This window comes from Pseudomonas sp. CROZ-RG-20F-R04-15 (genome assembly GCF_022662375.1).
In the GTDB taxonomy this organism is placed as follows: domain Bacteria; phylum Pseudomonadota; class Gammaproteobacteria; order Pseudomonadales; family Pseudomonadaceae; genus Aquipseudomonas.
In genome coordinates this window covers 45,900-71,747 of record NZ_JAKNQL010000006.1, presented here as the reverse complement: position 1 = coordinate 71,747, position 25,848 = coordinate 45,900, and the positions used below count along the sequence as shown (strand labels likewise).

Annotated in this window: 16 protein-coding genes; 9 read left to right on the top strand and 7 right to left on the bottom strand. The window is 59.4% G+C overall.

The annotated features are described in order from the left end of the window. Window positions 1–74: 74 nt before the first annotated feature. The 6 genes from L8H52_RS11355 (at window position 75) to L8H52_RS11330 (ending at window position 9,683) form a co-directional block, all read left to right on the top strand. Window positions 75–3,566, top strand: coding sequence for a response regulator (locus L8H52_RS11355; protein WP_242207107.1), 3,492 nt, complete (start codon window positions 75–77; stop codon window positions 3,564–3,566). Then, window positions 3,566–4,399: a protein-glutamate O-methyltransferase CheR gene (locus L8H52_RS11350; RefSeq protein ID WP_242207106.1), complete on the top strand. Its 834-nt coding sequence runs from the start codon at window positions 3,566–3,568 to the stop codon at window positions 4,397–4,399. Before L8H52_RS11355 ends, L8H52_RS11350 begins: the two co-directional genes overlap by 1 nt. Then, the gene (locus tag L8H52_RS11345) at window positions 4,396–4,989 is read left to right on the top strand and encodes a chemotaxis protein CheB (RefSeq protein WP_242207105.1); all 594 of its coding nucleotides are present in this window, start codon (window positions 4,396–4,398) and stop codon (window positions 4,987–4,989) included. The genes L8H52_RS11350 and L8H52_RS11345 overlap by 4 nt, the downstream gene beginning before the upstream one ends. Next, a complete protein-coding gene (locus tag L8H52_RS11340; protein WP_242207104.1) occupies window positions 4,983–6,197 on the top strand; it encodes a hybrid sensor histidine kinase/response regulator in 1,215 nt (404 codons plus the stop codon). Before L8H52_RS11345 ends, L8H52_RS11340 begins: the two co-directional genes overlap by 7 nt. Window positions 6,198–6,241: 44 nt before the next feature. Continuing rightward, window positions 6,242–6,619, top strand: a complete 378-nt coding sequence (locus tag L8H52_RS11335; RefSeq protein WP_003225116.1) for a response regulator — start codon at window positions 6,242–6,244, stop codon at window positions 6,617–6,619. Window positions 6,620–6,716: 97 nt separating this feature from the next. Next, window positions 6,717–9,683 (top strand): RHS repeat-associated core domain-containing protein, encoded by a 2,967-nt coding sequence (locus L8H52_RS11330; protein ID WP_242207103.1) that lies wholly within the window; start codon window positions 6,717–6,719, stop codon window positions 9,681–9,683. Between the two features lie 15 nt (window positions 9,684–9,698). Here the strand turns inward: L8H52_RS11330 and L8H52_RS11325 are convergent, their stop codons facing one another. The 3 genes from L8H52_RS11325 to L8H52_RS11315 all read right to left on the bottom strand — a co-directional run bounded on the left by L8H52_RS11325 (window position 9,699) and on the right by L8H52_RS11315 (window position 14,056). Then, a complete protein-coding gene (locus L8H52_RS11325) occupies window positions 9,699–11,369 on the bottom strand; it encodes an ATP-binding protein (RefSeq protein ID WP_242207102.1) in 1,671 nt (556 codons plus the stop codon). Continuing rightward, the gene (locus L8H52_RS11320) at window positions 11,366–12,868 is read right to left on the bottom strand and encodes an ATPase domain-containing protein (RefSeq protein ID WP_242207101.1); all 1,503 of its coding nucleotides are present in this window, start codon (window positions 12,866–12,868) and stop codon (window positions 11,366–11,368) included. Before L8H52_RS11320 ends, L8H52_RS11325 begins: the two co-directional genes overlap by 4 nt. 132 nt (window positions 12,869–13,000) lie before the next feature. Further along, window positions 13,001–14,056 carry a tetratricopeptide repeat protein gene (locus L8H52_RS11315; RefSeq protein WP_242207100.1) on the bottom strand — a complete coding sequence of 352 codons (1,056 nt, stop codon included), beginning with the start codon at window positions 14,054–14,056 and terminating at the stop codon, window positions 13,001–13,003. A 171-nt stretch (window positions 14,057–14,227) separates the two neighbouring features. Between L8H52_RS11315 and L8H52_RS11310 the strand changes: the two genes are divergently transcribed. The 3 genes from L8H52_RS11310 to L8H52_RS11300 are packed head-to-tail and all read left to right on the top strand — an operon-like array spanning window position 14,228 to window position 17,523. Continuing rightward, a complete protein-coding gene (locus tag L8H52_RS11310) occupies window positions 14,228–16,363 on the top strand; it encodes an FUSC family protein (protein WP_242207099.1) in 2,136 nt (711 codons plus the stop codon). Then, window positions 16,353–16,553 (top strand): DUF1656 domain-containing protein, encoded by a 201-nt coding sequence (locus tag L8H52_RS11305; RefSeq protein ID WP_242207098.1) that lies wholly within the window; start codon window positions 16,353–16,355, stop codon window positions 16,551–16,553. Before L8H52_RS11310 ends, L8H52_RS11305 begins: the two co-directional genes overlap by 11 nt. Before the next feature lie 4 nt (window positions 16,554–16,557). Further along, a complete protein-coding gene (locus L8H52_RS11300) occupies window positions 16,558–17,523 on the top strand; it encodes an HlyD family secretion protein (RefSeq protein ID WP_242207097.1) in 966 nt (321 codons plus the stop codon). A 197-nt stretch (window positions 17,524–17,720) separates the two neighbouring features. On the opposite strand, the gene L8H52_RS11295 is transcribed toward L8H52_RS11300, so the two are convergent. The 4 genes from L8H52_RS11295 to L8H52_RS11280 all read right to left on the bottom strand — a co-directional run bounded on the left by L8H52_RS11295 (window position 17,721) and on the right by L8H52_RS11280 (window position 25,600). Further along, the gene (locus L8H52_RS11295; protein ID WP_242207096.1) at window positions 17,721–19,142 is read right to left on the bottom strand and encodes an efflux transporter outer membrane subunit; all 1,422 of its coding nucleotides are present in this window, start codon (window positions 19,140–19,142) and stop codon (window positions 17,721–17,723) included. Continuing rightward, window positions 19,139–22,318 (bottom strand): efflux RND transporter permease subunit, encoded by a 3,180-nt coding sequence (locus tag L8H52_RS11290; RefSeq protein WP_242207095.1) that lies wholly within the window; start codon window positions 22,316–22,318, stop codon window positions 19,139–19,141. Before L8H52_RS11290 ends, L8H52_RS11295 begins: the two co-directional genes overlap by 4 nt. A 15-nt stretch (window positions 22,319–22,333) precedes the next feature. Beyond that, the gene (mexE, locus tag L8H52_RS11285) at window positions 22,334–23,587 is read right to left on the bottom strand and encodes a multidrug efflux RND transporter periplasmic adaptor subunit MexE (protein ID WP_242207094.1); all 1,254 of its coding nucleotides are present in this window, start codon (window positions 23,585–23,587) and stop codon (window positions 22,334–22,336) included. Between the two features lie 273 nt (window positions 23,588–23,860). After that, on the bottom strand, window positions 23,861–25,600 hold the full coding sequence (locus tag L8H52_RS11280) for a dipeptidase (RefSeq protein ID WP_242207093.1): 1,740 nt from the start codon (window positions 25,598–25,600) through the stop codon (window positions 23,861–23,863). Window positions 25,601–25,848: the final 248 nt, after the last annotated feature.

Genomic DNA, 25,848 nt, shown 5'->3' with positions numbered 1-25,848 from the left:
TGTGAGAAAAATGGATCCATGCCGCCGTTTTGGGGCAAACTCCCTGTTTTTCAACAGTTCGACAAGGCTGCCCCATGTCCTCTCCGTCTTCGGTTGATGAGCAACGGTTTCGTAAACTCCTGAGTCGCAACATCAGTCTGCCTTTGGGCGTCGGTGTGCTCAGTGCCGTGTTCTTCGTGTCGCTGATCACTTATCTGCTGTCGGTGATCCAGTGGGTGGAACACACCGACCGGGTGATCAATAACGCCAATGAAGCGGTGAAGCTCACCGTGGATCTGGAAACCGGCATGCGCGGCTTCCTGCTCAGCGGCGACGAACACTTCCTCGATCCATATGAAACCGCCAAGCCGCGCATCGCCGTGGCGCTTGACACCTTGCTCGAACTGACCGCCGACAACCCGGTGCAAACCGATCGACTGCGTCGTCTGCAAGCGTTGCAGACCGAATGGGCGAATTACGCGCAATCGATGATCGATCTGCAGCGTTCCAGCGGTGATTACCGGGGCGCGGTCAAGGCCGGACGCGGCAAGCGCCTGACGGACGAAATCCGCAAGCAATTCGAAGACGTTATCGAGACCGAACAGGTTTTGCGCACCACGCGCAATGAAGACGTGCGTCGCACGACGATCTGGAGCATTAGCCTCTATCTGTTGTTCATCGCTGGGATCAGTGGTTTGCTCGCCTATATCGGCCGTCGCGATCTGGTCAACCTGTCGACCAACTACGGCGCCAACCTGGCCGCACAGCAAGCCAGTGCCGAACGCCTTGAACAGCAGGCGTGGTTGCGCAATGGCCAGACCGAACTGGCCGAGCAGGTGCTGGGCCAGCTGACGCTGAACCTGTTGGGACGCAATATTCTGCAGTTCTGTGCGCAATACCTCGGCACCGCCGTGGCTGCGCTGTATGTGCGTGAAGAGCACGGCGGCCTCAAGCGTGTGGCCACCTATGGTTTCTCCCGCGAGCAGGAAGAGCAGGAGCAGTCGATCTACAGCGGCGAAGGCATCGTCGGCCAAGTGGCGCAGCAGGCGCGGTTGATTCGTCTGGATTCGGTGCCGGCCGATTACTTCAAGGTCAGTTCCGGTCTGGGTGAAGGCTTGCCGCACAGTGTGATGGTGGTGCCGACCAGTGATGACGACCGCGTCAACGGCGTGATCGAACTGGGTTTCCTGCGTCCGCTCAATGATCGTGATATCGAACTGCTGGAACTGATTGCCAGCAACATCGGCACCTCCATCGAAGCCGCACGCTACCGTCAGCGCTTGCAGGAAGTGCTGGCCGAAACCCAACAGCTCAACGAAGAGTTGCAGGTTCAGCAAGAAGAGCTGAAAACCGCCAACGAAGAGCTGGAAGAACAGTCGCGGATTCTCAAGGAGTCCCAGGCGCATCTGGAAACCCAACAGGTCGAACTGGAACAGACCAACGAGCAGCTCGCCGAACAGGCGCAAACCCTGGCCGAGCAACGCGACGCCATGGACCTGAAAAATACCGAACTCAATCAGGCCCAGGTCCAGCTCGAAGAGCGCGCCGAAGAGTTGCAGCGCTCGAGCAAGTACAAGTCCGAATTCCTCGCCAACATGTCCCACGAACTGCGCACGCCGCTGAACAGTTCGCTGATTCTGGCCAAGCTGCTGGCAGAAAACCCGCAGGACAACCTTAGCGCCGAGCAGGTCAAGTTTGCCGAGTCGATCTACTCCGCCGGCAACGATCTGCTCAACCTGATCAACGACATTCTGGATATCTCCAAGGTCGAGGCAGGCAAGCTTGAAGTGATTGCGGAAAATACCAGTGTCGCGCGTCTGGCTGAAGGTCTGCGCAATGTCTTCGAGCCTTTGGCCGCAGACAAACAGCTGACCTTCAGTGTCGATTTGCAGCCTGGCGCACCGGGCATGCTGTACACCGACCGTCAGCGTCTGGAGCAAGTGATCAAGAACCTGCTGTCCAACGCCATCAAGTTCACCGAAAAGGGCACCGTCAGCCTGACCATTGCTGGCCAGCCGGACGACCGGATTGCGTTTATCGTGCGCGATTCGGGTATCGGTATCGCCGCCGATCAGCAGGAAAGCATTTTCGAGGCCTTCCGCCAGGCCGACGGCACCACCAACCGCAAATACGGCGGCACCGGGCTGGGCCTGTCGATTTCGCGGGACCTGGCGACCTTGCTCGGTGGTTCGATCAGTGTCAGCAGCGCGCCGGGGCAGGGCAGTGTGTTCACGTTGGTGTTGCCGCAACAATTCAACGAGTCCAGCGACGTACCGTTTGCGCCGTTGACCTTTACCCCGCCAGCCACGATGGTCAGCACACCACTGGCGCCGGTGGTTTCTCCATTGGCGCCAGTGCACATTCCGCGCTTCGCCGATGACCGCGACAAGGCCCCGTTCGCCACGCGCTGCATTCTGGTGGTGGAAGATGAGCCGAACTTTGCGCACATCCTCTACGATCTGGCGCACGAACTCGGTTATCAGTGTCTGGTGGCCCACGGCGCGGACGAGGGTTATGACCTGGCGAAAGAGTTCGTCCCGGATGCGATCCTGCTCGACATGCGCCTGCCGGATCACTCTGGCCTGACCGTGTTGCAACGCCTGAAAGAACACGCCGAAACCCGGCACATTCCGGTGCATGTGATTTCCGTTGAAGATCGTGTCGAAGCGGCCATGCACATGGGCGCGATCGGCTACGCGGTCAAACCGACCACCCGCGAAGAGCTCAAGGACGTGTTCGCCCGTCTCGAAGCCAAACTGACGCAAAAGGTCAAACGCGTGCTGCTGGTTGAGGATGACGATCTGCAGCGCGAAAGCATCGCCCGACTGATCGGCGACGAAGACATCGAAATCACCGCCGTCGGCCTTGCGCAGGACGCTTTGGAGCTGTTGCGCACGACGATCTACGATTGCATGGTCATCGATCTGAAGCTGCCGGACATGCTCGGCAATGACCTGCTCAAGCGCATGTCCACCGAGGACATTTGCTCGTTTCCGCCGGTCATCGTCTACACCGGACGCAACCTGACCCGCGACGAAGAGGCCGACCTGCGCAAGTATTCGCGCTCGATCATCATCAAGGGCGCACGCTCGCCAGAGCGTTTGCTGGACGAGGTCACACTCTTTCTGCACAAAGTCGAATCGCAGTTGTCCCATGAACGGCAGAAGATGCTCAAGACCGCGCGCAGCCGCGACAAGGTCTTCGAGGGTCGCAAAGTGCTGTTGGTGGACGACGATGTGCGCAACATTTTCGCCCTCACCAGCGCGCTGGAGACCAAAGGCGCAGTCGTGGTCATTGGCCGGAACGGTCGTGAGGCGATTGAAAGACTTAACGAAGTCGAGGACATCGATCTGGTGTTGATGGACGTGATGATGCCGGAAATGGACGGTTTCGAAGCCACCATTGAAATCCGCAAGGATCCGCGCTGGCGCAAGCTGCCGATCATCGCGGTGACGGCCAAGGCCATGAAGGACGATCAGGAGCGCTGCCTGCAGGCGGGCGCCAATGATTACCTGGCCAAGCCCATTGACCTGGATCGCCTGTTCTCGCTGATTCGCGTGTGGTTACCGAAGATGGAACGCATTTAGTGGAACGCAGTACGCCAGCTGAAAGAAACAGTGAAATCGAACTGCGCTTGTTGATCGAGGCGATCTACCTCAAGTACAGCTACGATTTTCGCGATTACTCCGGTGCTTCAATCAAGCGCCGGGTGCAACACGCGTTGAGCCAGTTCGAATGCGCGACGATTTCGGCATTGCAGGAAAAGGTTCTGCACGATCCGACGGCGTTTATGCAGTTACTGCAATTGCTGACGATTCCGGTCAGCGAGATGTTCCGCGATCCGTCGCACTTCCTCGCGATCCGCCGGGAAGTGGTGCCGTTGCTGCGCACCTATCCGTCGATCAAGATCTGGATCGCCGGGTGCAGCACGGGCGAGGAGGTCTATTCGATGGCGATTCTGCTGCGCGAAGAAGGCCTGCTCGATCGCACGATCATTTATGCCACGGACATCAACCCGCGCTCGCTGGACAAGGCCAAGCAGGGGATTTTCTCGATGGAGAATGTTCGTGCCTACACGGCTAACTATCAGCAGGCCGGTGGTCAGCGATCGTTTGCCGACTACTACACTGCAGCGTACGGTTACGCGATTTTCGACAAGACCTTGTGCGAGAACGTGACCTTTGCCGACCACAGTCTGGCGACGGACAGCGTGTTCTCCGAAACCCAATTGATTTCCTGCCGCAACGTGCTGATCTACTTCAACAAAAAGCTGCAGGATCGCGCGTTCGGGCTGTTCCATGAATCGCTTTGCCATCGCGGTTTTCTGGTACTCGGCAGCAAAGAGACGCTGGATTTTTCCAGCTATGCCAACCAGTTCGAAGCGCTGGTGAAACAAGAACGGATCTACCGCAAAAAATGAACGAGGCCGTGGCTTTACCTCGCGTCGAGGCGATTGTGGTCGGTGCTTCCGCCGGTGGCGTTGAGGCGCTGTTGAGCCTGCTCGGGCCGCTGCGCCGAGGCTATGCATTGCCGATCATTGTGGTCCTGCATCTGCCTGAAGAGCGCCGCAGCCAATTGGCCGAGGTCTTCGCCCGGCGTGTAGAGATGCCGGTGCACGAGGCTGCCGATAAACAGGACATCGTTGCCGGCAACGTGTATTTCGCGACGCCGGGTTATCACCTGTCGGTGGAGCAGGATCGCAGCCTGTCGCTGAGTCTTGAGGACCGCGTGCATTATTCCCGGCCTTCGATTGACTACCTGTTTGAATCGGCCGCCGACGCCTACGGTGCATCGCTGGCCGCTGTACTGCTGACCGGCGCCAATCACGACGGCGCGCGCGGGCTGGCCGAGGTCAAACGCTGCGGCGGCCTGACCATCGTCCAGGATCCCGAAGAGGCGCAAGTCGCCACCATGCCCCTGGCTGCACTGAAGGTTCAGCAGCCGGATCATGTCCTACCCATTCACGGCATCGGCCGTCTGCTTGTCGAGCTGGAACGAATCGCATGCTGAGTAATATCCAAGCCAAACTGCTGATCGTCGACGATCTGCCGGAGAACCTGCTGGCACTCGAAGCGCTGATCAAGCGTGAAGACCGTACCGTCTACAAAGCATTGTCGGCGGATGAAGCGCTGTCGTTGCTGCTGCAGCACGAGTTCGCCATGGCCATCCTCGACGTGCAGATGCCGGGGATGAACGGCTTCGAACTCGCCGAGTTGATGCGCGGCACCGAGAAAACCAAGAACATCCCTATCATTTTCGTCAGCGCCGCTGGCCGTGAACTGAACTACGCGTTCAAGGGCTACGAAAGCGGGGCGGTGGATTTTCTGCACAAACCGCTGGATATCCATGCGGTGAAGAGCAAGGTCAATGTCTTTGTCGACCTGTACCGCCAGAGCAAGGCGATGAAGCAGCAGGTCGAAGCGCTGGAGCAGGCGCGTCGCGAACAGGAAGCGTTGTTGCAACAACTGCAAAGCACCCAGCTGGAGCTGGAGCAGGCGGTGCGTATGCGCGATGACTTCATGTCGATCGTCGCCCACGAAGTGCGCACGCCGCTCAACGGCCTGATTCTCGAAACCCAGTTGCGCAAGATGCACCTGGCTCGGGACAACGCTGCGGCATTCACCCTCGACAAGATGCACGCCATGGTCGACCGCGATGAACGGCAGATCAAAAGCCTGATCCGTCTGATCGAAGACATGCTCGACGTGTCGCGCATTCGCACTGGCAAGTTGTCGATCCGACCGAGCCGTTTCGATCTGGTGCAATTGGTCAGCAACCTGCTGCAGAACTTTGGGCCACAGATCGAGGCCGCAGAAACCGAAGTGTCGTTTACCGCGCCAGCCCCGGTGGAAGGCAACTGGGACGAATTCCGTATCGAGCAGGTGGTGACCAATTTGCTCACCAATGCCCTGCGCTATGGTGGTCGTAGCCCGATTCAGGTGCGGGTTTACCGTGAGGGCGATGAAGCACGGGTCGAGGTGCAGGACCGTGGCATCGGCATCAGCCAGGAGAATCAGAAGCGTATTTTCCAACAGTTCGAACGGGTTTCCGCCAAGACGGTAGTGGCCGGGCTCGGGCTGGGTCTGTTCATTTCCGAGCAGATCGTCGCCGCCCATGGCGGCTCCATCGTCGTCGAGAGTGAAATCAACGAAGGCGCCCAGTTTCGCGTTTGTCTGCCAATCCAGGAAAACGGCACATCCGACGCAACCTCTGATTGACCGTACGGTCGTATCAGCAGCTATTGACCGAACAAAGGCTTCCCATGAGCGTAGATGCACAAGATGTAGTACTCGTCGTCGAGGACGAACCGGTTATCTTGATGGTCCTGACGGATTATTTGTCGGGGCAGGGGTATCGCGTGTTGCAGGCCGAAAACGGCGAGCAGGCGTTCGAGATACTGGCGAGCAAGCCGCATCTGGACATGTTGATCACCGACTTCCGCTTGCCGGGCGGTATCTCCGGCGTGCAGATTGCCGAACCGGCCGTCAAGCTGCGCCCGGACCTGAAGGTGATTTTCATCAGCGGTTATCCGCAGGAAATCCGCGAAACCGGCAGCCCGATCACGCGCAAGGCGCCGATTCTGGAAAAGCCGTTCGATCTGGATGTGCTGCAGGAAAAAATTCAGGAATTGCTCGCCTGAAACAGGACCAAACGGGTCCTGCCTGTAATTTCTGACAGTTGACGCCGTCAAGGCGCGCGCCCATAAAAGACCTCATTATCGATTGAGGTCCACGCTCATGCATCGGCATACACCTGCAATCACTGTGTACGACGCTCGCGGTGCCACCGCACGCACGGTTGTCTATTGCAGGCGGTCTGCCGAGGATGATCCGCAGCCGCGTATTACCCAGACAGTCGACGACTTCAAGCATCGGGCCAGCCATGTTCGCGACCCGCGATTGTTCGCGTTGTTGCAGGATGACCCCGCAACCCCCTCGAATCACACCACAATCGCCAGTCTGTCTGGCGGCGCTTTGCTGTCCGTCAATGTCGACGCCGGCTGGCATTTGAGCCTGCCGGCAGCGTCGGGGCAGCCATTGCAGAACTGGGATCAAAAGCTCAATCAACGCAGGACTGTGTACGATGCGTTGCTGCGTCCGGCATTCGTCTTCGAGGCTGCAAACGATCAAGGGGAATGGCGCGCCGAGTGCTTTTCCTATGCTGACGCCAATACCGAATCCGCACGGCACAACCGTTGCGGACAGCTGATAAGGCATGACGACACGGCGGGTACGCAATTCTTTAATGAGTTCAGTATCCTGGGAGCCCCGCTTGAACAAGCGTGGCGCTTTCTCAATACGCCGCAGGTGCCGGACTGGCCCCTTGATCCCCTCGAGCGCGACGCTCTGCTGGAAGCTGAAAGTGCGGTTTCCCAGACCGGCTATAACGCGTTGGGGGAGCAGACCCGCCATCTCGATGCAGCGGGCCATGAGCAATATGTGCGGCAGACGCTGGCGGGTGAACTGGCCGGAATCAGCCTGAAAATGGCCGGTGCCCGGCAACAGACCACGCTGGTTGGTGAAATTCACTACAACGCTGAAGGGCAGATCGAGCAGCAAACGGCCGGTAACCAGGTTGTCACTCGTTGCTCGTTTGATCCCGAGAGCGGACGCTTGAGCCGTTTGCTCGCCCATCTCGCTGACAAGCCTGCGCTGCAGGATCTGGCGTACACCTACGATCCCGTCGGCAATCTCATCAGTATCAATGATGGCGCTCAACCCATTCGTTACTCGCGCAATCAACGGGTTATCGCCGTCAACACTTATCGTTATGACACGCTCTACCAATTGATCGAAGCCACAGGCCAGCAACGCATCAACCTGCCGTGGGGGCCGCAGTTGCCGGAGTTCAGTTCACCACCCGATCCCGGCCAGCTGGAAAATTATCAGCAGACGTTTGACTACGACGATGGCGGCAATCTGTTTACCTTGCAGCATCATGCCGACAGTGGTCAGCGCACTGAACGCACGGCCGTGGCGACGTTGAGCAATCGCAGTTTGCCGTATACCGCCCTTGGCGAGCGGCCAGGGGAAAGCGAAATCTGCGCGGCGTACGACGCCAATGGCAACCTCAACGCGCTGCAAAAAGGTAAGGCGTTGCGATGGGGCTGCCGCGACCGCTTACATTGCGTCGATCAGGTCGTGCGCGTAGATCAGCCCAATGACAACGAGTGCTATTTCTACGATGGAGGAGGCCGGCGGCGGCGCAAAGTCCGCACGGTCTATAGCGCTCAAATGACGCGTTTGTATGAAACCCGCTATTTCCCGGGGCTGGAAATTCGCACCAGTCCCGAAGAAACCCTTCAGGTCATCAGTGTCCAGGCCGGTCGCTGCAACGTGCAGGTTCTGCACTGGGAAAAAGTCCGGCCATCGGGCATCGCCGACGATCAACACCGCTTTATCCTGACCGATCATCTAGGTTCCAGCAGTCTGGAGCTGGACATACAGGGCCTGCTGATCAGCCAGGAAAGCTACTACGCCTACGGCGGAACCGCCTGGTGGGCCGGGCGTGACAAAGTCGAAGCCAGTTACCGGACGGTGCGTTATTCGGGGCAGGAGCGGGATGCAACGGGTTTGTATTACTACGGATTTCGTTACTACCTGCCGTGGCGGCAACGATGGCTGAGTGCCGATCCGGGTGGCGTTCACGATGGGCTGAATTTGTATCGTATGGTGGGCGGGAATCCGATCGGGTTTGTGGACTTGCAGGGTCTGGCCAAAACGCGAGTGACCCCGACCCAGCGCCTTAAGGCCATTCCATCCGGAATGGGCCGGGGGATTGTGAAGGGCGCTGCGGGGTTCGCTGCCAAGCATGTTGCGAAGACCGTGATGAAGTTGGCTGCGCAGGAAGCTCTGAGAAGCGCGGCAATGGTTCTGAGCGGTGCTTCATGGGCTTACGCGTCAGCAGGCCTCGCGGGGCATTATCTTGAAGCTGCTGGCGTGAGCAGAATCTCGAAAGGTTTGGGGATGGGAGCGGCGGCATTGGGAGGCCTGTTAGCGGGGGTTGGGGTTGTTTTTCTTTCCGACCCCGTCGATGTGTTGGCCGAAGTTGCAAAAAATCTCGGCAGCGGGGCCACCGGCAGATTGATTTCCAGTGTGGGTGGTTCCATTGCCTATGACGGGAATGCGACGCCGAGATCGCAAGCGGTGAATGTCGGTGCCGACCTCGCGGTGAATTTTGGCGAGGGCATGTTGTTCAGTGTCTTGCCAAGCGCAGTCCCTCCAATCTTGAAGTCGATGTCTAACGGAGCGATGAAAAGTGGTTTGGGTGACTCTATTCGTTCTGCAGCCTCCGTCCCGGCCAGTTATCGCGAAAGCAATCCGACGTTCCCGACACTCGAAGACATGAAAACATTCGGAAAAGGCTTTCTGCACGATACCGCTATGTCTTCGGTCTACGGCGTAGGTGATGTATTGATCAACCGTGGGATAGGTACTGCTCTGGGGAATCAAGTGGTAGACCCGGTTTTACGAGCCGGCTTCGAAAATCTTCAGCTCGCCGGTCAGTTCGACGCCCTCGTCGGTGAAAGGGTTTTGTCTGGGGTGGGTCTGCATGAGGTCAACGCCGTTCCGAATGTAACGACGCCCAGAGCCGATACCGACAGAAATCTGTTTTCCGCTGCAGATAAACGAAGACGCTATAAAGAAACCAGGAATAGTGGAAACAACCAACGACTGCTGAACAGTGCTACAACGTCTGTCTGATGAGTGAGCAGTCGTTCATTGCCTGATCATCTCCCTGACCTTCGCCGTCAGCAGATCGAAGGTGAACGGTTTGGTGATCATCTGCATCCCCGAATCGAGGAAGCCGCCACGCACTGCTGCGTGCTCGGCGTAGCCGGTGATAAACAAGACTTTCAAACCTGGCCGATATTGTCGGCCGACCTCCGCCAGTTGCCGGCCGTTCATGCCCGGCAGGCCGACGTCGCTGATCAGCAGGTCGATGCGCTGCGTCGAGTTCAGAATCGGTACGGCGCTGTCGGCATCACTGGCTTCGACAAAGGCATAACCCAATTCACCGAGCACCGCGCAGACCAGCACGCGCACGGCCGGGTCGTCCTCGACGATCAGCACGGTTTCGCCGTCAAGCGCATCCGGGGCCTGTTGAACAGCGGAGTCGGGACTGGACAGTTCTTCGCCGCGAAAGCGCGGCAGGTAGAGTCTGACCGTGGTGCCTTCGTCGATTTCGCTGTCGATCGACACATGCCCTCTGGATTGCTTGCTGAACCCGTAGATCATCGACAAACCGAGGCCCGTGCCCTGGCCAATCGGTTTGGTAGTGAAGAAGGGGTCGAACGCGCGGTTGATGACACTTTGCGGCATACCGCTGCCGTTGTCGGTGACACTGAGCATCACGTAATCACCGGGTTCGAGGTTGCTGTAGGCCTCGGTGAATTCGCGCGTGAGCACCTGATTGCTGGTCTCGACCACCAGTTTACCGCCTTCGGGCATGGCGTCGCGGGCATTGATCACCAGGTTGAGCAGGGCACTTTCGAGTTGATTGGGGTCAGCCTCGGCGACCCACAGCTTCTCGTTGAGGCGCATGTCCAGTTGAATGCTTTCGTTGAGGCTGCGTTGCAGCAGTTCACCCATGGACAGCACCAGGGTATTCATCTGCACGGCTTTTGAGTCGAGCGATTGCCGGCGCGAGAACGCCAGCAGGCGGTGGGTCAGGCTCGCAGCGCGATTGGCCGAAGTCACGCCCAGATCAATCAGGCTATCGAGGTCGTCCAGACGTCCACGGGCCAGACGTCGACGCAGCAACTCGAGGCTGCCGATGATGCCGGTCAGCATGTTGTTGAAGTCGTGGGCGATACCGCCAGTGAGTTGGCCGACCGCCTCCATTTTCTGTGACTGGCGCAGCGCTTCTTCGTTATGCCGCAGTTGTGCGGTGCGCTCTTCGACCTGTTGCTCAAGGGTTTCCAGTGTCGACTGCAAACGCCGCTCGCTTTCGCTCAGATCGACCAGCCGGTCGCGCGCCTCGTATTGTCGTCGTCGGCCACGCAGTGCGGCTGACACCATACTGACCAGTGTTGCGGGATGAAACGGCCGTTCAAGAAAGCTTACGTTGCCCAGCAGATCGCTCAGCCGCGAAGAGGGGCCTTGTTCCTGACCGCCGTGATGGGTCAGCAACACAATCGGCAGATCCGACCAGGCCGGTTGCTGTTCCAGGTACAGGAACAGCGCTTCCAGTTCCGGCCCGCGCAAGGCTTCGGCTGCGACCAGCAACAGACCGGCACCCAGTTCCAGCTCCGAGCACAGCGCACCCAGAGTTGGCGTGACGACTCCCGCGTAGCCGGCCTCGTTGAGGATCTTCAGCGCAATCTGGCTGTCGCGACCCACGGGCGTCAGGATCAACACCCGTTCGGCCAGCGGCACCTGAATCGTCACAAGGACGCTTCCTGAAGCAGCGGATTACTCGCGCCGAGGTAAGTAGGGACGCCCCGCAGCACGCCCTGAAAGGCTTCCAGCGGTTCACCGATGGTCATGCCTTGCGTGGAAATGCGGTACTCACGAATGGTTGATTCGTGGCTGCCGGTGCGTTTCTTGATGATGGAAATCGCGCGGCGGACTTTGCCCAGTGCTTCGAAATAGCGCAACAGAATCACCGTGTCAGCCAGATAAGTAATGTCGACTGGCGCTTGCATGTCGCCCACCAGCCCATGTTGGGCGACCGTCATGAACGTCGCCGCGCCTTTGCGGTTGAGGTACAGCAGCAGCTCGTGCATGTGCAGGACCAGCGCGTTTTCTTCCGGCATTGCCGCCTGATAGCCATTGATGCTGTCGATGACCACGGTTTTGATTTCGCCCTCATCGACGCAACGCCGCACGCGATGGGAGAACTCGCCCGGCGACAGTTCGGCGGCGTCGACCTGCTCGATCATCAGATTGCCGGTGGCCTGCAACGCCTTGAGATCGATGCCGATGTTCTTCATGCGTTCGAACAGCAGGCCGAGTTCTTCATCGAAGATAAACAGCGCGGCTTTTTCGCCACGACCCACGGCAGCGGCGGCGAAGATCATCGAGATCAACGATTTGCCGGTGCCGGCAGGGCCGAGAATCAGCGTGCTGGAACCGGTCTCGATACCGCCGCCGAGCAGGGCGTCCAGTTCCGCGATGCCGCTGGTCAACTGCAAGCGCGCATACTCGCCGCGGTGTTCAGCCGCCACCAGCCGTGGGAACACATGCACGCCATCGCCCATGATGGTGAAGTCGTGAAAACCACCGCGATACTTCTGGCCACGGTACTTGACCACCCGCACGCGGCGCCGCTCGGCGCCATAGTTAGGGGTCAGTTCCTCCAGACGAATCACCCCGTGCGCAACGCTGTGCACAGTCTTGTCGAGGGACTCGGTGGTCAGGTCGTCAAGCAGTACGACCGTGGCGTTGTAGCGCACGAAGTAATGCTTGATCGCCAGAATCTGCCGGCGATAGCGCAACGAGCTTTGCGCGAGTAAACGGATCTCCGACAGGCTGTCGAGCACGACTCTCGTCGGTTTGAAGCGCTCCACCGCCTCGAAAATCTGCTTGGTGGCTTCGCCCAGCTCCAGGTCGGAGGAATACAGCAGGCTTTGCTGGTGTTCGGCATTGAGCAGGCTTTCCGGGGGCGTCAACTCGAAGATGTTGATGTTGTCATCCAGCGTCCAGCCGTGGGACAACGCCCCTTGCCTCAGTTCGCGCTCGGTTTCCGAGAGCGTGATGTACAACGAGCGTTCGCCGGCTTTCGCGCCGGCCAGGAGAAAATGCAAAGCGACCGTGGTTTTGCCGGTTCCGGGCTCACCCTCCAGCAAGAAAACATGACCGCGAGACAAACCACCGGCGAGGATGTCATCCAGACCCACAATGCCGGTAGCGGCTTTCGCACTGATCAACTCGTTAGAAGTAGACAAAAAATGCCCTCTCATGACTAAGGGAAGCGAGGCCGTCGACTGAATCGAACGGCCTGACTAACTTGACCCTGCGGCGTGATGGCAGTTCCGAAATTCCTTGCGGGATGTGTCGGATGAGCTGTCGAAAGTGCGTCAGAGGCCTTGTTGCAGCGCCGGATCATCCGGATTGAGCTGCTCAAGCTGCGCCAACAGAATCTGCACATTCTGCAGTTGGCCGCTTTCTTTCCAGTAATTGATCAGCAACACCCGCGCTTTGCGGTCGGCGGGGTGACGCTGGACGATTTCCTGCAACTGCTTTTGCGCCGCTTCCAGTTCTTCGGCGCTGTGCAGGGTGGTGGCGAGGTCGTAGCGATAATCCTTGTTGTCGGGCTCAAGCTCGACGGCTTTGGACAAGCCGAGCAGGGCGTATTCGCGCTGATCGTGGTGCAACAGCCAGAGACCGAGCGCGTGTTGCAGATAGGCCGAATCAGGTTGTGCCTTGAGTTGTTTGACCAGCAATTGCCGGGCGGCATCGCTTTGGCCCTGGCGGTCGAGGACATCGATCTGCATCACCAGCGCGGACAGGTTGCCAGGCTCCAGGCGCAGCGTGTTGTCGAGTGCGACCTGTGCCTCTTTGAGTTCCGCGTTGTGGATATGCAGGCGAGCCAGTTGTGCGTAGTTGGCAGCGCTTTCGGGCTGCGCCTTGAGAGTCTGTTCCCAGCCATCAATCGCTTGTTGCAGCGGTGCGAAATACAGGCCCAGCTCATCCGGCGTCAGGCCGAGCAGGGCGTTGATAGCGGCAAAACGCACGGTTTGATCTTCATCTTCGAGCATCGGCCCGAGCAACAGGCTGCGTTGTCCGCCCGGCACCAGTCCCACCACGCTTTTTATCGCCGCCAGCCGTACTTCGGGGGCTTCGTTCTGCAGGTCCGTATCGGCCAGTTTCAACGCTTGCGGGCTCGGGTAGTTGGGCAGCTCGCCGTGCAGCCACACGCGTCGTTTGACCGAGATGTCCGGGCGGCCCAACTGTTGATACAACTGACGCGCCGCGCCCGGCTCACCCGTGCGCGCGGCATTCAACGCCTCGCTGTAGCCGTGCTTGATCGCGTCGGGAATGACCGGGGCGGTGCTGCGCACGGACAACCAGGCCACGCTGATGACAAGCACAAGGCCCAGGCTGATAAGCAGGTAGCGGCGAGACTGAGGCATGCAGGTTTCCGAAACAGGCGTACTTGAGCAGAGCGGCAAGCTTCGGTCAGCTCGGCCCACGAGTCAAACCCTGTGCATGCGAATCGCCCTACACGCTGTGTCGACTCAGTTACCCGTCAGGCTTTCGATGCAGTGTCTACGCTTGCAGAAGTCGTTTCGATGAGTGTGCCCATGCAAGCCCTGTTCAATTATTTCAAGGCAGTGATCCACCCCGGTCAGGCCGTTCTGCTGTTTGCCCTGCGAACCATTGCGGCGGGGTTGCTGACCTTGTATCTGGCGTTTCTGTTCGACCTCGATCAGCCCAAGTGGTCGATCATGGCGGTGGTCATTGTCAGCCAGCCGCTGGCCGGTATGGCGCTGGCGCGCAGTTTCGGTCAGGTCATCGGCACGACCCTCGGAGCGGCGGTGGCGGTGTTGATCATGGCCATTTTCCCCCAGGCGCCGCTGCCATTCATCACCACCCTGGCCCTGTGGCTGGCGCTGTGTACGGCAGGTGGCACGTTGCTGCGCTACACCAGTTCGCAGGCGTTTGTGCTCAGTGGTTACACGGCAGTGGTGGTGGCATTGCTGGCGATTCCGGATCAGGACGGTACATTTCTGCTGGCGGTTACCCGCGTCACCGAGACCTTGCTGGCCGTGGCGTGCGTCTGTGTGGTCAGTCTGCTGACGGCTCGCCCGCAAGCCGTGGCCAAGGGATATTTCGCCAAGGTTGATCAGGTGATCAAACTCGCCGCCAGCCACGCTGCGGCGGTGCTGCGTACGGAAGAAAGCGAGGCCGAGTTCCAGCGCCGGCAAATGCAGTTGCTCGGCGAGATCAGCGCACTTGAAGGTTTGCGTCGGCACTTGTATTTCGATGCACCACGTTTGCGCAGCGCCAACAACCTGGTGCTGTTGCTCGGCAATCAGTTGATGTTGCTCACCTCGCGGCTGACGGCGTTGCGGCATCAGCGGCAACTGCTCACCGAGCGTTGGGAGGGCGATCTGCCACTGGACGTCCAGCGGCTGCGCGCCGAAGAGCTCGCGGTGCTTGATCAATTGGCGGAGCAGGGACGCTCGGTATCGGCCGATGCCCGCCATCGTTTCATCACCCTGCAGAAGCAATTCGATGACCTGGCCTATGAGGCCGAGCAGTTGACCGAGGACATGAGTGCCACGCTGCGCTCCCTGGCGTGGGCGTTGCGCTGGGAGCAGGCGAGGCTACTTCAGCAACTCGAACAGATCCTTGAGTTGAGCGATGCCATTCAGGAAGGGCGTGAAGCCAGTTGCCTCTATCGCGGTCAGGCGAGCCCGCTGCACCTGGATTTCACCCTGGCCTCGATGAATGCCATCCGTGCCTTCACTGCGTTGCTGGTGGCGGGGCTGATCTGGATCGAAACTGCGTGGGACGGCGCCCGTGGCGGGATGATTCTGGTCGGTATCCTCTGTTCGCTGATGGCGACGTTTCCGCGACCCTTGCTGGCGGCGCAGAGTTACGCACGGGGGTTGGGACTGGCGTTGCTGGTGTCGGCGCTCTATCAGTTCATGCTGGTGCCCTCGATCAGTGACTTCGAGCCGCTGGCGCTGATGATCGCGCCGTTGTTGTATGTCATCGCGGTGGGACTGGCGAGCCCTGCGACAGCCGGTATCGGTATGGGGCTGGGCTTGTCGAGCTTCCTGATGATCGGCCCGCAGAATGTCGGTACCGGGCAGAACACCGCCATTCAATGGTTCGAGTTTGCCGGCGCCTATGTCAGCGCGGCGATGCTGGCGTTGATCGTCTACGCGTGGATTTTCCCGTTCCGCCCGGCGCTGCGAATTCGCCGTTTGTACAACGAAGCACGCGAACAGGTGTATGCCTTGAGCAAGTTGCCGGCCACCGATGAACAGCAATTTGCCTTCGAAAGCCGCATGGTCGATCGCCTGACCAGCATGCTTGGCCTGCTGCCTGCGGTAAACAGCCGCGCCACGCAGCAACTGTACGAGATCAGCCTGGCCTGCGTAGCACTGGGCGTAGCGATACACCAGTTGCGACAACAGGCCCAGAACAACGCGCTGCTGACCGACACCTTCACTCAGCGCCTGTCTTCGGCGTTGCGCAAGACCGGGCGCTTTGTGGCCGGGCGGCAGGACGTTCAACTGGCACCCTTGCTGGACACACTGCAGGTATTAGGCGATGAACTGGACGGGTTGCACGTCGCCAGCCATGAGCATGTGTGGTCACTGTTCCGTATGCGCGTGGCCTTGTTGATCGTCGTGTCATTTCTGCAGCGCCACGGTGAAACCCTGCAGCGTTCTGTTCCGGAAGGAGAAGCAGCCCTTGCCCATTGATTTCGAGATCGGCGGCGTCTACATGCCGCCCATTGCCCAGGCGCTATTGTTGGCCATACCGATATTCATGGTGCTGGACTGGGGATTGCGGCGCCTGGGTGTATTGCGTCTGGTCTGGCATGAAGCGCTGTTCGAAGGCGCCTTGTATGCCTGCGTCTGTGCCACGTTGATTTTGCTGATGGGAGCCTGATGCCTTGAAAGTGTTATTCACGCGATTGATCACGCTGGCGGTGGTGTTGCTGGCGATCGTACTCGGCTGGTTTGCCTGGGAGCATTACACCCGCGCGCCGTGGACTCGCGATGCCCGGGTGAGGGCGGATGTGGTGACGCTGTCGGCGGACGTTTCCGGGCGCATTGTCCGCCTCGCGGTGCAGGACAATCAGCATGTCGACAAGGGCCAGTTGCTGATGGAGATCGACCCGGCGCGTTACCGCCTGGCGGTGGAGCACTCGCGCCGCGAGGTCGAAGTGGCCAAGGCAACGCTGGGGCAATCGCGAGCGGCCATCGTTGCCAGCGAAGCCTTGCTCAAACAGCGGCAAAGCGAAGAACGTCGGCGACGCACGCTCAAGCAGGGTTTCGCGATTTCCGGGGAAGAATGGGAAAAATCCAGTACCGATGTGGCGGTGGCTCAGGCCGACCTGTTACGCAATCAGGCAAATCTCGGTCTGGCCGAGGCTAATGTGCAACTGGCGATTGCCGCGTTGACCCAGGCCGAACTGGATTTGCAGCGCACCCGTGTCGAATCCCCGGTCAGCGGCTATGTCACTAACCTGCTGACTCGCGAAGGTGACTACGCAGTGAGTGGCGGCGCGTTGTTGGCGCTGGTTGACAGCGATTCGTTCTATATCAGTGGTTACTTCGAAGAAACCAAACTGCCACGAATCGTGGAGGGTGATCGGGTACGCGTTCAGTTGATGAGCGGGGAAACCTTCGGCGGCACCGTGCAAAGCATTGCCTTCGCCATTGCCGACCGGGAAAACGCGCCGGGCAGCCGGTTACTGGCCAACATCAATCCGAGTTACACCTGGGTGAAACTGGCGCAGCGGGTGCCAGTGCGGATCGACATCGATGGCGACTATGCCGGCAAGGATCGCTTGCGTGCAGGCACCACAGCGACCGTCACCGTGCTGGAAAACTCTCAATCTGAAGAACACCGTTAACCCTGTGGGAGCGAGCCTGCTCGCGAAAGCATTGGATCAGCCCCGATGGTCTCGCCTGCCACACCGCATTCGCGAGCAGGCTCGCTCCCACAAGACTTCATTGATCAAAAGTCAAAAAAAAGCCCCGCGACCGAATGATACGCGGGGCAAAAAATTTGGTTGGTTGCGGCCAACCAAAGGAGCTCTTTAACAATCGATTACTTGCTGGCCACTGTCTCCGGTTGCCAGCCGCCGCCAAGGGCCTTGTAAATTGCAACGATGCCGCGATACAGGTCGACTTCGGCCTGAGCCTGGCTGTCTTCGGCGTTCAGGCGTTCACGCTGGGCGTCGAGCAGCACGAGGAAGTCAGTCGTACCCTCGCGATAGCGGATTTCAGCGAGGTCGGCAGCCTTGCGGCTTGATTCGCTTTGACGGATCAGCGAGATCAGGCGCTGCTGACGTTTGCCGTAATCGCTGAAGGCGTTTTCCGACTCTTCCAGTGCCAGCAGCACTTGTTGCTCGTAAGTCGCCAGTGCGCCTTCGGCATCGGCATCGGCGCCGCGCAAACGGGCACGCACGCTGCCAAGGTCGAACGCCGCCCAGGTGATGCTCGGGCCGAGTGCCCAGGCGTTGGCCGCCGAGGAACCGATCTGCGAACCACGTCCGGCGGTCCAGCCGAGGAAGCCGCTGAGGCTGACTCGTGGGAACAGGTCGGCTTTCGCCACGCCAATGCGCGCGGTGGCCGAAGCCAGTTTGCGTTCGGCGCTGAGGATGTCCGGGCGACGTTGTAGCAGTTCCCCCGGATCACCGATTGGCAAGGCCTTGGCAATCGCCGGCAGGTCTTTCGGGCTCAGACCGACGGTCAGCTTGTCCGGACGTTCACCCAAGAGGGTAGCGATACGGTTTTTCTGCCGAACCTGTTCCGCCTGCAATTGCGGCACGCTGGCTTCGACCGAGGCCAGACGTGCGTCGGCACGCTCGACATCGAGCTGATCGCCAACGCCAGCGTCACGCAGGCTGATGGTGATCTTGCGCGACTCCTGCTGGTTGTTCAGGTTGGCCACGGCGATCTTCTCGCGCAGTTGGGCGCCACGCAGTTGACCGTAAGCGTCGACCAGTTCGGCAATCATGGTGACTTGCAGTTGGTACAGATCGGCTTCGGCCGCTTGCTGATCGGCGTCACTGGCTTCCAGATTGCGCTGGATGCGCCCGAACAGGTCAAGCTCCCAGGCCATGTCCAGACCGAGGTCATAGCGTTCGCTATTGACCCGGTTGGTGGTCTGGCCGGGGATTTGCCCCTTGGCCAGATCACTGCTGGCGCGGCTGGTGATGGTCGGCATCGCGTCGTTGTTGGCGTCGTCGCGGATCGCCCGGGCGGCTTTCCAGCGGGCGAACGCCACGCGCAGTTCACGGTTGCCTTGCAGCGACTGGGTCACCAACTGGTTGAGGGTCGGATCATCGAATTGCTGCCACCAGATGCCTTCGAATTTCGAACGGTCGAAGTTCTTTTGCCCGGCGGCGCCGTCGGTGGCAGCCGTAATGTTGGCCGCCTCCGTGGCTGGGGTCTTGTAGTCGGGGCCGACAGCGCAGGCGCTGAGAGCCAGCACCAGCAGACTCGGCAGGAAGACTTTCAGACTCATTGTTGCGCCTCCAGTTTCAGAGCTTTGGCCGCTTTGCGGGCTTCGCCGCGTTCGACAAAGTTACGGATCAGTACGTAGAACACTGGCGTCAGCAACAGACCGAAGAAGGTCACCCCGAGCATCCCGGAGAACACCGCCACACCCATGGCATGACGCATCTCGGCACCGGCACCGCTGGAGAACACCAGTGGCACCACACCCATGATGAACGCGAAGGAGGTCATCAGGATCGGCCGCAGACGCAAGCGGCAAGCTTCGAGTACCGCCGCGAGTGGGTCGAGGCCTTCTTCCTGTTTGTCCTTGGCGAATTCGACGATCAGAATCGCGTTCTTACAGGCAAGTCCCACCAGTACGATCAAACCGATCTGGGTGAAGATGTTGTTGTCACCGCCCGAGATGATCACACCGGTGATGGCCGACAGCAGGGTCATCGGTACGATCAGGATCACCGCCAGTGGCAGGCTCCAGCTTTCGTATTGAGCGGCGAGCACGAGGAACGCCAGCAGTACGCAGAGCGGGAACACGAACAGCGCAGTGTTGCCGGACAGAATCTGCTGGTAGGTCAGGTCGGTCCACTCGTAGGTCATGCCGTTCGGCAGTTCATCCTTCAGCAGTTTCTCGATGGCTTTTTCAGCCTGGCCGGAGCTGTAGCCCGGGGCAGCCGCGCCGTTGATTTCCGCGGTGATGAAGCCGTTGTAGTGCATCACGCGATCCGGACCCGAGGTGTCGCTGACCTTGATGAAGGTCGCCAGCGGGATCATTTCGCCTTTGTTGTTACGTACTTTCAGCTGACCGATCTGATCGGATTCGAGGCGGAACTGCTGCTCAGCCTGAACGTTGACCTGATAGGTGCGCCCGAAGCGGTTGAAGTCGTTGGCATACAGCGAACCCAGGTAGATCTGCAGGGTGTCGAAGATGTCGCTGACGGCTACGCCATGGGTCTTGGCTTTTTCACGGTCGATGGCGGCATCGACCTGTGGCACGTTCACGGTGTAACTGGTGAACAGGCCAGCCAGTTCCGGCACGCTGTGGCTCTTGTTGATGATGTTCATGGTTTCTTTGTACAGCTCGTCGTAGCCCAGGTTGCCCCGGTCTTCGATTTGCAGGCGGAAACCACCAATGGTGCCCAGACCTTGTACCGGCGGTGGCGGGAAGATCGCCATGTACGCCTCTTGGATATTCGCGTACTGACCGTTCAAGGCCCCGGCGATTGCACCGGCGGACATGCTCGGGTCTTTACGTTCGTCGAACGGTTTCAGCGTCACGAAGACGATGCCGGCGTTCGGGCTGTTGGTGAAGCCGTTGATCGACAGGCCCGGGAACGCTACGGCGCTTTCCACGCCTGGCTGTTTCAGTGCCAGTTCGGACATGCGCTTGATCACGTCTTCGGTGCGATCCAGGCTCGAGGCGTCCGGCAGTTGTGCGAAAGCCACCAGGTATTGCTTGTCCTGGCCGGGTACGAAACCGGTCGGCGTGCTGGAGAAACCGAAGAAGGTCAGCACCATCAGGCCTGCGTACAACAGCAGGGCGATGCCGCTGCCACGGATAACCCGGCGCACCGTGCCGACGTAACCATGGCTGGCACGATCGAAGAAACGGTTGAACGGACGGAACAACCAGCCACCGAAGATCTTGTCGAGCACTTTGGAGAAGCGGTCTTTCGGCGCGTCATGGCTTTTCAGCAATACCGCGGCCAATGCTGGCGACAGGGTCAGCGAGTTGAACGCCGAGATCACGGTCGAGATCGCGATGGTCAGTGCAAACTGTTTGTAGAACTGCCCGGTGAGGCCGGAGATGAACGCCGCCGGAATGAACACCGCACACAGCACCAGCGCCGTGGCAACGATCGGGCCGGTCACTTCACGCATGGCGCGCTTGGTGGCTTCGACCGGATTCAATCCGAGCTCGATATTGCGCTCGACGTTCTCCACCACCACGATGGCGTCGTCGACCACGATACCGATGGCCAGCACCAATCCGAACAAGGACAGCGCGTTGAGCGAGAAGCCGAACAGGTGCATCACCGCAAACGTACCGATCAACGATACCGGCACCGCCACCAACGGAATGATCGAGGCACGCCAGGTTTGCAGGAACAGGATCACCACCAGCACCACGAGAATCAGTGCTTCGAAGAGGGTGTGAACCACCGCCTCGATCGAGCCGCGCACGAAGATCGTCGGGTCATAGACGATGCTGTAATCCATGCCTTGCGGGAAGTTTTTCTTCAGCTCGTCCATCTTGCCGCGAACTTCGTTCGAGATGTCGATGGCATTGGAGCCTGGGCGCTGGAAGATCGGGATGGCCACCGCCGGTTGGTTGTCCAGCAACGAGCGCAGGGCGTATTGACTGGAGCCGAGTTCAACCCGAGCGATGTCTTTGAGACGAGTGATCTCACCATTGTCGCCTGCGCGAATGATGATGTTCTCGAACTCTTCCTCGCTGACCAGTCGGCCCTGCGTGTTGACCGACAACTGGAAGCTTTGGGCATTCGGGGCAGGGGGCGCACCCAATTGACCGGCCGCGACCTGACGGTTCTGTTCTCGAATCGCCGTGACCACATCGGTCGCGGTCAGATTGCGCGAAGCAGTCTTGTTCGGGTCGAGCCAGACACGCAGCGAATAGTCCCCCATACCGAACAACTGCACGTCACCAACACCGTTCAGACGAGCGAGCTCATCCTTGATGTTGAGGATCGCGTAGTTGGACAGGTAGAGCATGTCGTAGCGCTTGTCCGGTGAGGTCAAGTGCACAACCATGGTCAGGTCGGGCGAGGCCTTGTCGACGGTGATACCGATGCGCGTCACTTCCTCGGGAAGTTTCGGCTCGGTACGGGTCACCCGGTTTTGCACCTGCACCTGCGCGTTGTCCAGGTCAGTGCCCAGGGCGAAAGTGATGGTCAGGGTGATCTTGCCGTCAGCGGTCGACTGCGAGGACATGTACAGCATGTTCTCGACGCCGGTGATGGCTTGCTCCAGCGGAGCGGCCACGGTCTCACCGATGACTTTCGGGTTGGCGCCCGGGAAGTTGGCACGCACCACCACGGTCGGTGGCACGACTTCCGGGTATTCGCTGATCGGCAACTGGAACAGCGAGATCGCACCGGCGATCAGGATCAGCAGCGAGAGCACCGCTGCGAAGATCGGCCGTGAAATGAAGAATTGGGAAAAATTCATCGGAGTTGTCGTCCCTTAACCGCGTGGGGTCGTAGCAGCCAGCTTCACAACCGATCCCGACGCGCCTTTGGCAGGGGCGACTTTGGGCAGGTTGCTGGCTTCCAGCGCTTGACGTTGTTGAGCGAGTGCCGCGATGGTCTGTTCGCTGGCCATCGGGATCACTTCAGGGGTGACCGGTGAACCAGGACGAACCCGTTGCAGACCCTTGACGATGATCGTGTCGTCCTTGTTCAGGCCGGTACGGACGATACGCAGACCTTCGATTTTCGGACCCAGTTCGACGGCGCGATATGCGGTTTTGTTGTCCGCATCCATCACCAGTACGAACTTCTTGCCGAGGTCGGTGCCGACGGCTTCGTCGTTGATCAGCATGGCGTTGTAGGTGCCGCTGCCGACCAGTTTCAGGCGTGCGTAGAGGCCCGGGGTGTAGGTGCCGTCGCTGTTGTCGAACACCGCGCGACCACGGATGGTGCCGGTTTTCGGGTTGACCTGGTTGTCGACGAAGTTCATCTGACCGAGGTGCGGGTTGCCGTCTTCATTGGACAGGCCCATGTACACCGGAGTAGTGGCGCCGCGCTGACCGTTGCGGGCCAGTTGGGTGTATTTGAGGAACACACGCTCGTCGGCGTCGAAGTAGGCGTAAACGCGATCGGTGGAAACCACGCTGGTCAGCGGCGTAGTGTCGGCGGTCACCAGGTTACCGGCGGTGATTTCGGCACGGCTGACGCGGCCACTGATTGGCGCGGTGACGCGGGTGAAGCTCAGGTTCAGTTTGGCCAGATCCAGTTGCGCTTGCAGGGCACCGACAGCGGCGCGGGCTTCTTGTGCAGCGCTGGTGCGCGAGTCGGCCAGTTCGGCAGAGATCGCATTGCTGGCGCGCAGGCGTTCACCACGGCCGGCTTCGTTTTCACTGCGGGTGGCGTTGGCGCGGGATTGGGCTACGAGGGCTTCGAGGCGGCGCACCTCAGCCTGGAACGGACGCGGGTCGATCTGGAACAGCAGGTCGCCTTTCTTGACCAGCGCGCCTTCGGTGAAAGCCACCTCGTCGATCTGGCCGGAGACCCGTGGACGGATTTCAACGGTTTCCGGCGCTTCGAGGCGCCCGGTGAATTCGTCCCACTCGTTGACCGGTTGTTCCAGCACCTTGGCCACGCTGACTTTCGCAGCGGGCATGCTGGCGGCAGTCTCCGGAGTCTTGCCGCAGGCGCTCATCACCAGTACGGCCAACATGGCCAACGGGAAGCGCAAATGTTTGAGTGACTGTTCCATGGATGCATCCGCCAATGTATTGAAGATGGGCGGATGATGCTCGGCGGGGTGTGATGGCACGAATCGAATGAAGCAAAGGTAACTATCATTCGGAATGATATAAGACCCGAACGAGCCCTCTAGCATGCACCTTTCGTTAGGTGGCTATCAATCGGTTTGATGGGCAATTCTCTGTTGCCCGATGTGCAAAAGTCAGGAGCGAGGCTGCGCGGCAGGGATTATGCGGGGATTAAAAATGCCGAACCCGCCATGGTGGCGGGTTCGGCACTGCGGTCAGAGTTTCGGCAACTGGCCGATGCGGCCAATCATTTCCGTGACGATTTGCAGATCCAGCTGAAATTGCTCCACGGTCTTGAACTCGCCATCGGTGTGACCGGTGTACTTCACGTTCGGCATGGCCAGACCGAATTGCACACCGTTCGGCAATTCATGCACCGAGGTGGCGCCGGCTGAGGTGCCGAATTCGTGTTTCATACCGAGGTTTTCTGTTGAAACAGCCAACAGTGCCTTGACCCATTCGCCCTCAGGATTGCGGTACATCGGCTCGGCGATCGAATAGTCGAAGGCAACCGCTACGTGGCTTTTCTTGTCCCACGCCGCCAGTTTATCGGCGATTTCAGCCTTGAGCTTCTCCGGCGACTTGCCCTTCGGCACGCGCAGGTTGACCGCGAGTTTGAAGGCTTTTTCGTCCATGCCGACGTAGGTCAGCGAAGTCGTCAGTGGCCCCATGAAGGCATCCGAGAAACCGACACCCAGCTTGTTGCCCAGATAATCCAGGCCCCAGTTGTCGGCAGCGTAACGGGCCGCATCGGTGATGTGGTTGTGCTTGAGCGCGACTTTGCCATCAAGGCTATTAATAAAGACCAGCATCCGCGCAACCGGGTTAACCCCGGACTCAGGTTCGGAGGAGTGCGCAGATACGCCAGTCATCGTCAGCTTGACGTCTTTGCCGTCGACCTTGGCGCTCACCTGGAAATCGCCGCCATTGTGCTTGGCAAACTCGTCACCGGCCTTTTGCAGGCTGGCAGCCAGTTCAGCAGGTTTGTCGGTGATCAGTGTGGCGACCGACACCGAAGGAATCTGGTTGGTCGCCAGGCCACCGGTCATCGAGATGATTTCGGCACCTTTGCCTTCGCCTTTGCGCTTGGCAAAGTTGGCCATGACGGTGCCATAGCCTTTCTCGGCAATCACCACCGGGTAACCACCATCCAGCGCCAGGTTGTAGTTCGGCGTCGGATTGCGTTCGAAGTAGTAGGGGATCGCGTCGCCCGTGGTTTCTTCGGTGGTGTCGACCAGCAACTTGAAGTTGCGCACCAGCGGCAGTTTTTCTTCCTTGATGACTTTCATGGCGTAGAGCGTGACCACGATGCCGTTCTTGTCATCTTCGGTGCCGCGACCGTACATGCGATCGCCAATCAGGGTGATCTTGAACGGGTCGAGGCGGGTGCCATCCTTGAGTACCCAGTTTTCCGGCGTGACCGGCACTACGTCGGCGTGCGCGTGAATACCAACCACTTCATCGCCACTGCCATCGAGGGAAATCTCGTAGACGCGGTCGTCGATGTTGCGGAATTTCAGATTGAAGGACTCGGCGAGACTTTTGATCTTCGCGGCGATCTTGATGAATTCCGGGTTGTCATGCTGCTCGACACCGTCCTTGCGATAGGTCGGGATCTCCACCAGTTCGCGCAGGGTTTCGGTGGCGGCAGCGCTGTATTTCGCTCGCGCGTAGATACCCAGCAGACGATAGATTTCGTTCTGCTGCTCGGCGGTCAGGGTCTTGTTATCAAGGTACGCGCCAATGGCCGGGCCGATGTCGGCGGTTTTCGCCAGATCGCTCTTGCCCAGATTGCCGAGGAACAGGCGGAAATCAGTAGCTTTGTCGGCGCTGTAGGTCTTGAGGATTTCTGCGCTCTGCTGCGGGGTGATATTGGCTTGCGCGGGCGCCGTGAACACGGCAAGACCGGCCAGCATCAAGGTGGTGGCAGCCAGTTTTTTGAAAGGGACATTCATTACGAAGGGCATTCCTTTGCAGGGCAGTGAGTAAGGTGTGTCTCAAGGTTGAGACACATACACTTACAAACTAACACCGTGCCAGAGCCTTGCGGGAGTCCTGAAAGGGGATGTGTCGCACAGAAATGCAAAAGAGGCGCAGAAATGAAAAAGCCCGAGCAGGGTTCCCGGGCTTGTTTATGGGTGAGATCCATCGCCGACCAGAGTCTCGGCAAATCTTTGCGCCAAGTTCAGCAAAGGCTGGCTAT

What these genes read in the sequence shown, in the direction of transcription:
- L8H52_RS11355 (WP_242207107.1), top strand. Translation starts at nt 75, where the DNA reads ATGTCCTCTCCGTCTTCGGTTGATGAGCAACGGTTTCGTAAACTCCTG.
- L8H52_RS11345 (WP_242207105.1), top strand. Translation starts at nt 4,396, where the DNA reads ATGAACGAGGCCGTGGCTTTACCTCGCGTCGAGGCGATTGTGGTCGGT.
- L8H52_RS11340 (WP_242207104.1), top strand. Translation starts at nt 4,983, where the DNA reads ATGCTGAGTAATATCCAAGCCAAACTGCTGATCGTCGACGATCTGCCG.
- L8H52_RS11335 (WP_003225116.1), top strand. Translation starts at nt 6,242, where the DNA reads ATGAGCGTAGATGCACAAGATGTAGTACTCGTCGTCGAGGACGAACCG.
- L8H52_RS11330 (WP_242207103.1), top strand. Translation starts at nt 6,717, where the DNA reads ATGCATCGGCATACACCTGCAATCACTGTGTACGACGCTCGCGGTGCC.
- L8H52_RS11315 (WP_242207100.1), bottom strand. Translation starts at nt 14,056, where the DNA reads ATGCCTCAGTCTCGCCGCTACCTGCTTATCAGCCTGGGCCTTGTGCTT.
- L8H52_RS11310 (WP_242207099.1), top strand. Translation starts at nt 14,228, where the DNA reads ATGCAAGCCCTGTTCAATTATTTCAAGGCAGTGATCCACCCCGGTCAG.
- L8H52_RS11295 (WP_242207096.1), bottom strand. Translation starts at nt 19,142, where the DNA reads ATGAGTCTGAAAGTCTTCCTGCCGAGTCTGCTGGTGCTGGCTCTCAGC.
- L8H52_RS11290 (WP_242207095.1), bottom strand. Translation starts at nt 22,318, where the DNA reads ATGAATTTTTCCCAATTCTTCATTTCACGGCCGATCTTCGCAGCGGTG.
- mexE (WP_242207094.1), bottom strand. Translation starts at nt 23,587, where the DNA reads ATGGAACAGTCACTCAAACATTTGCGCTTCCCGTTGGCCATGTTGGCC.
- L8H52_RS11280 (WP_242207093.1), bottom strand. Translation starts at nt 25,600, where the DNA reads ATGAATGTCCCTTTCAAAAAACTGGCTGCCACCACCTTGATGCTGGCC.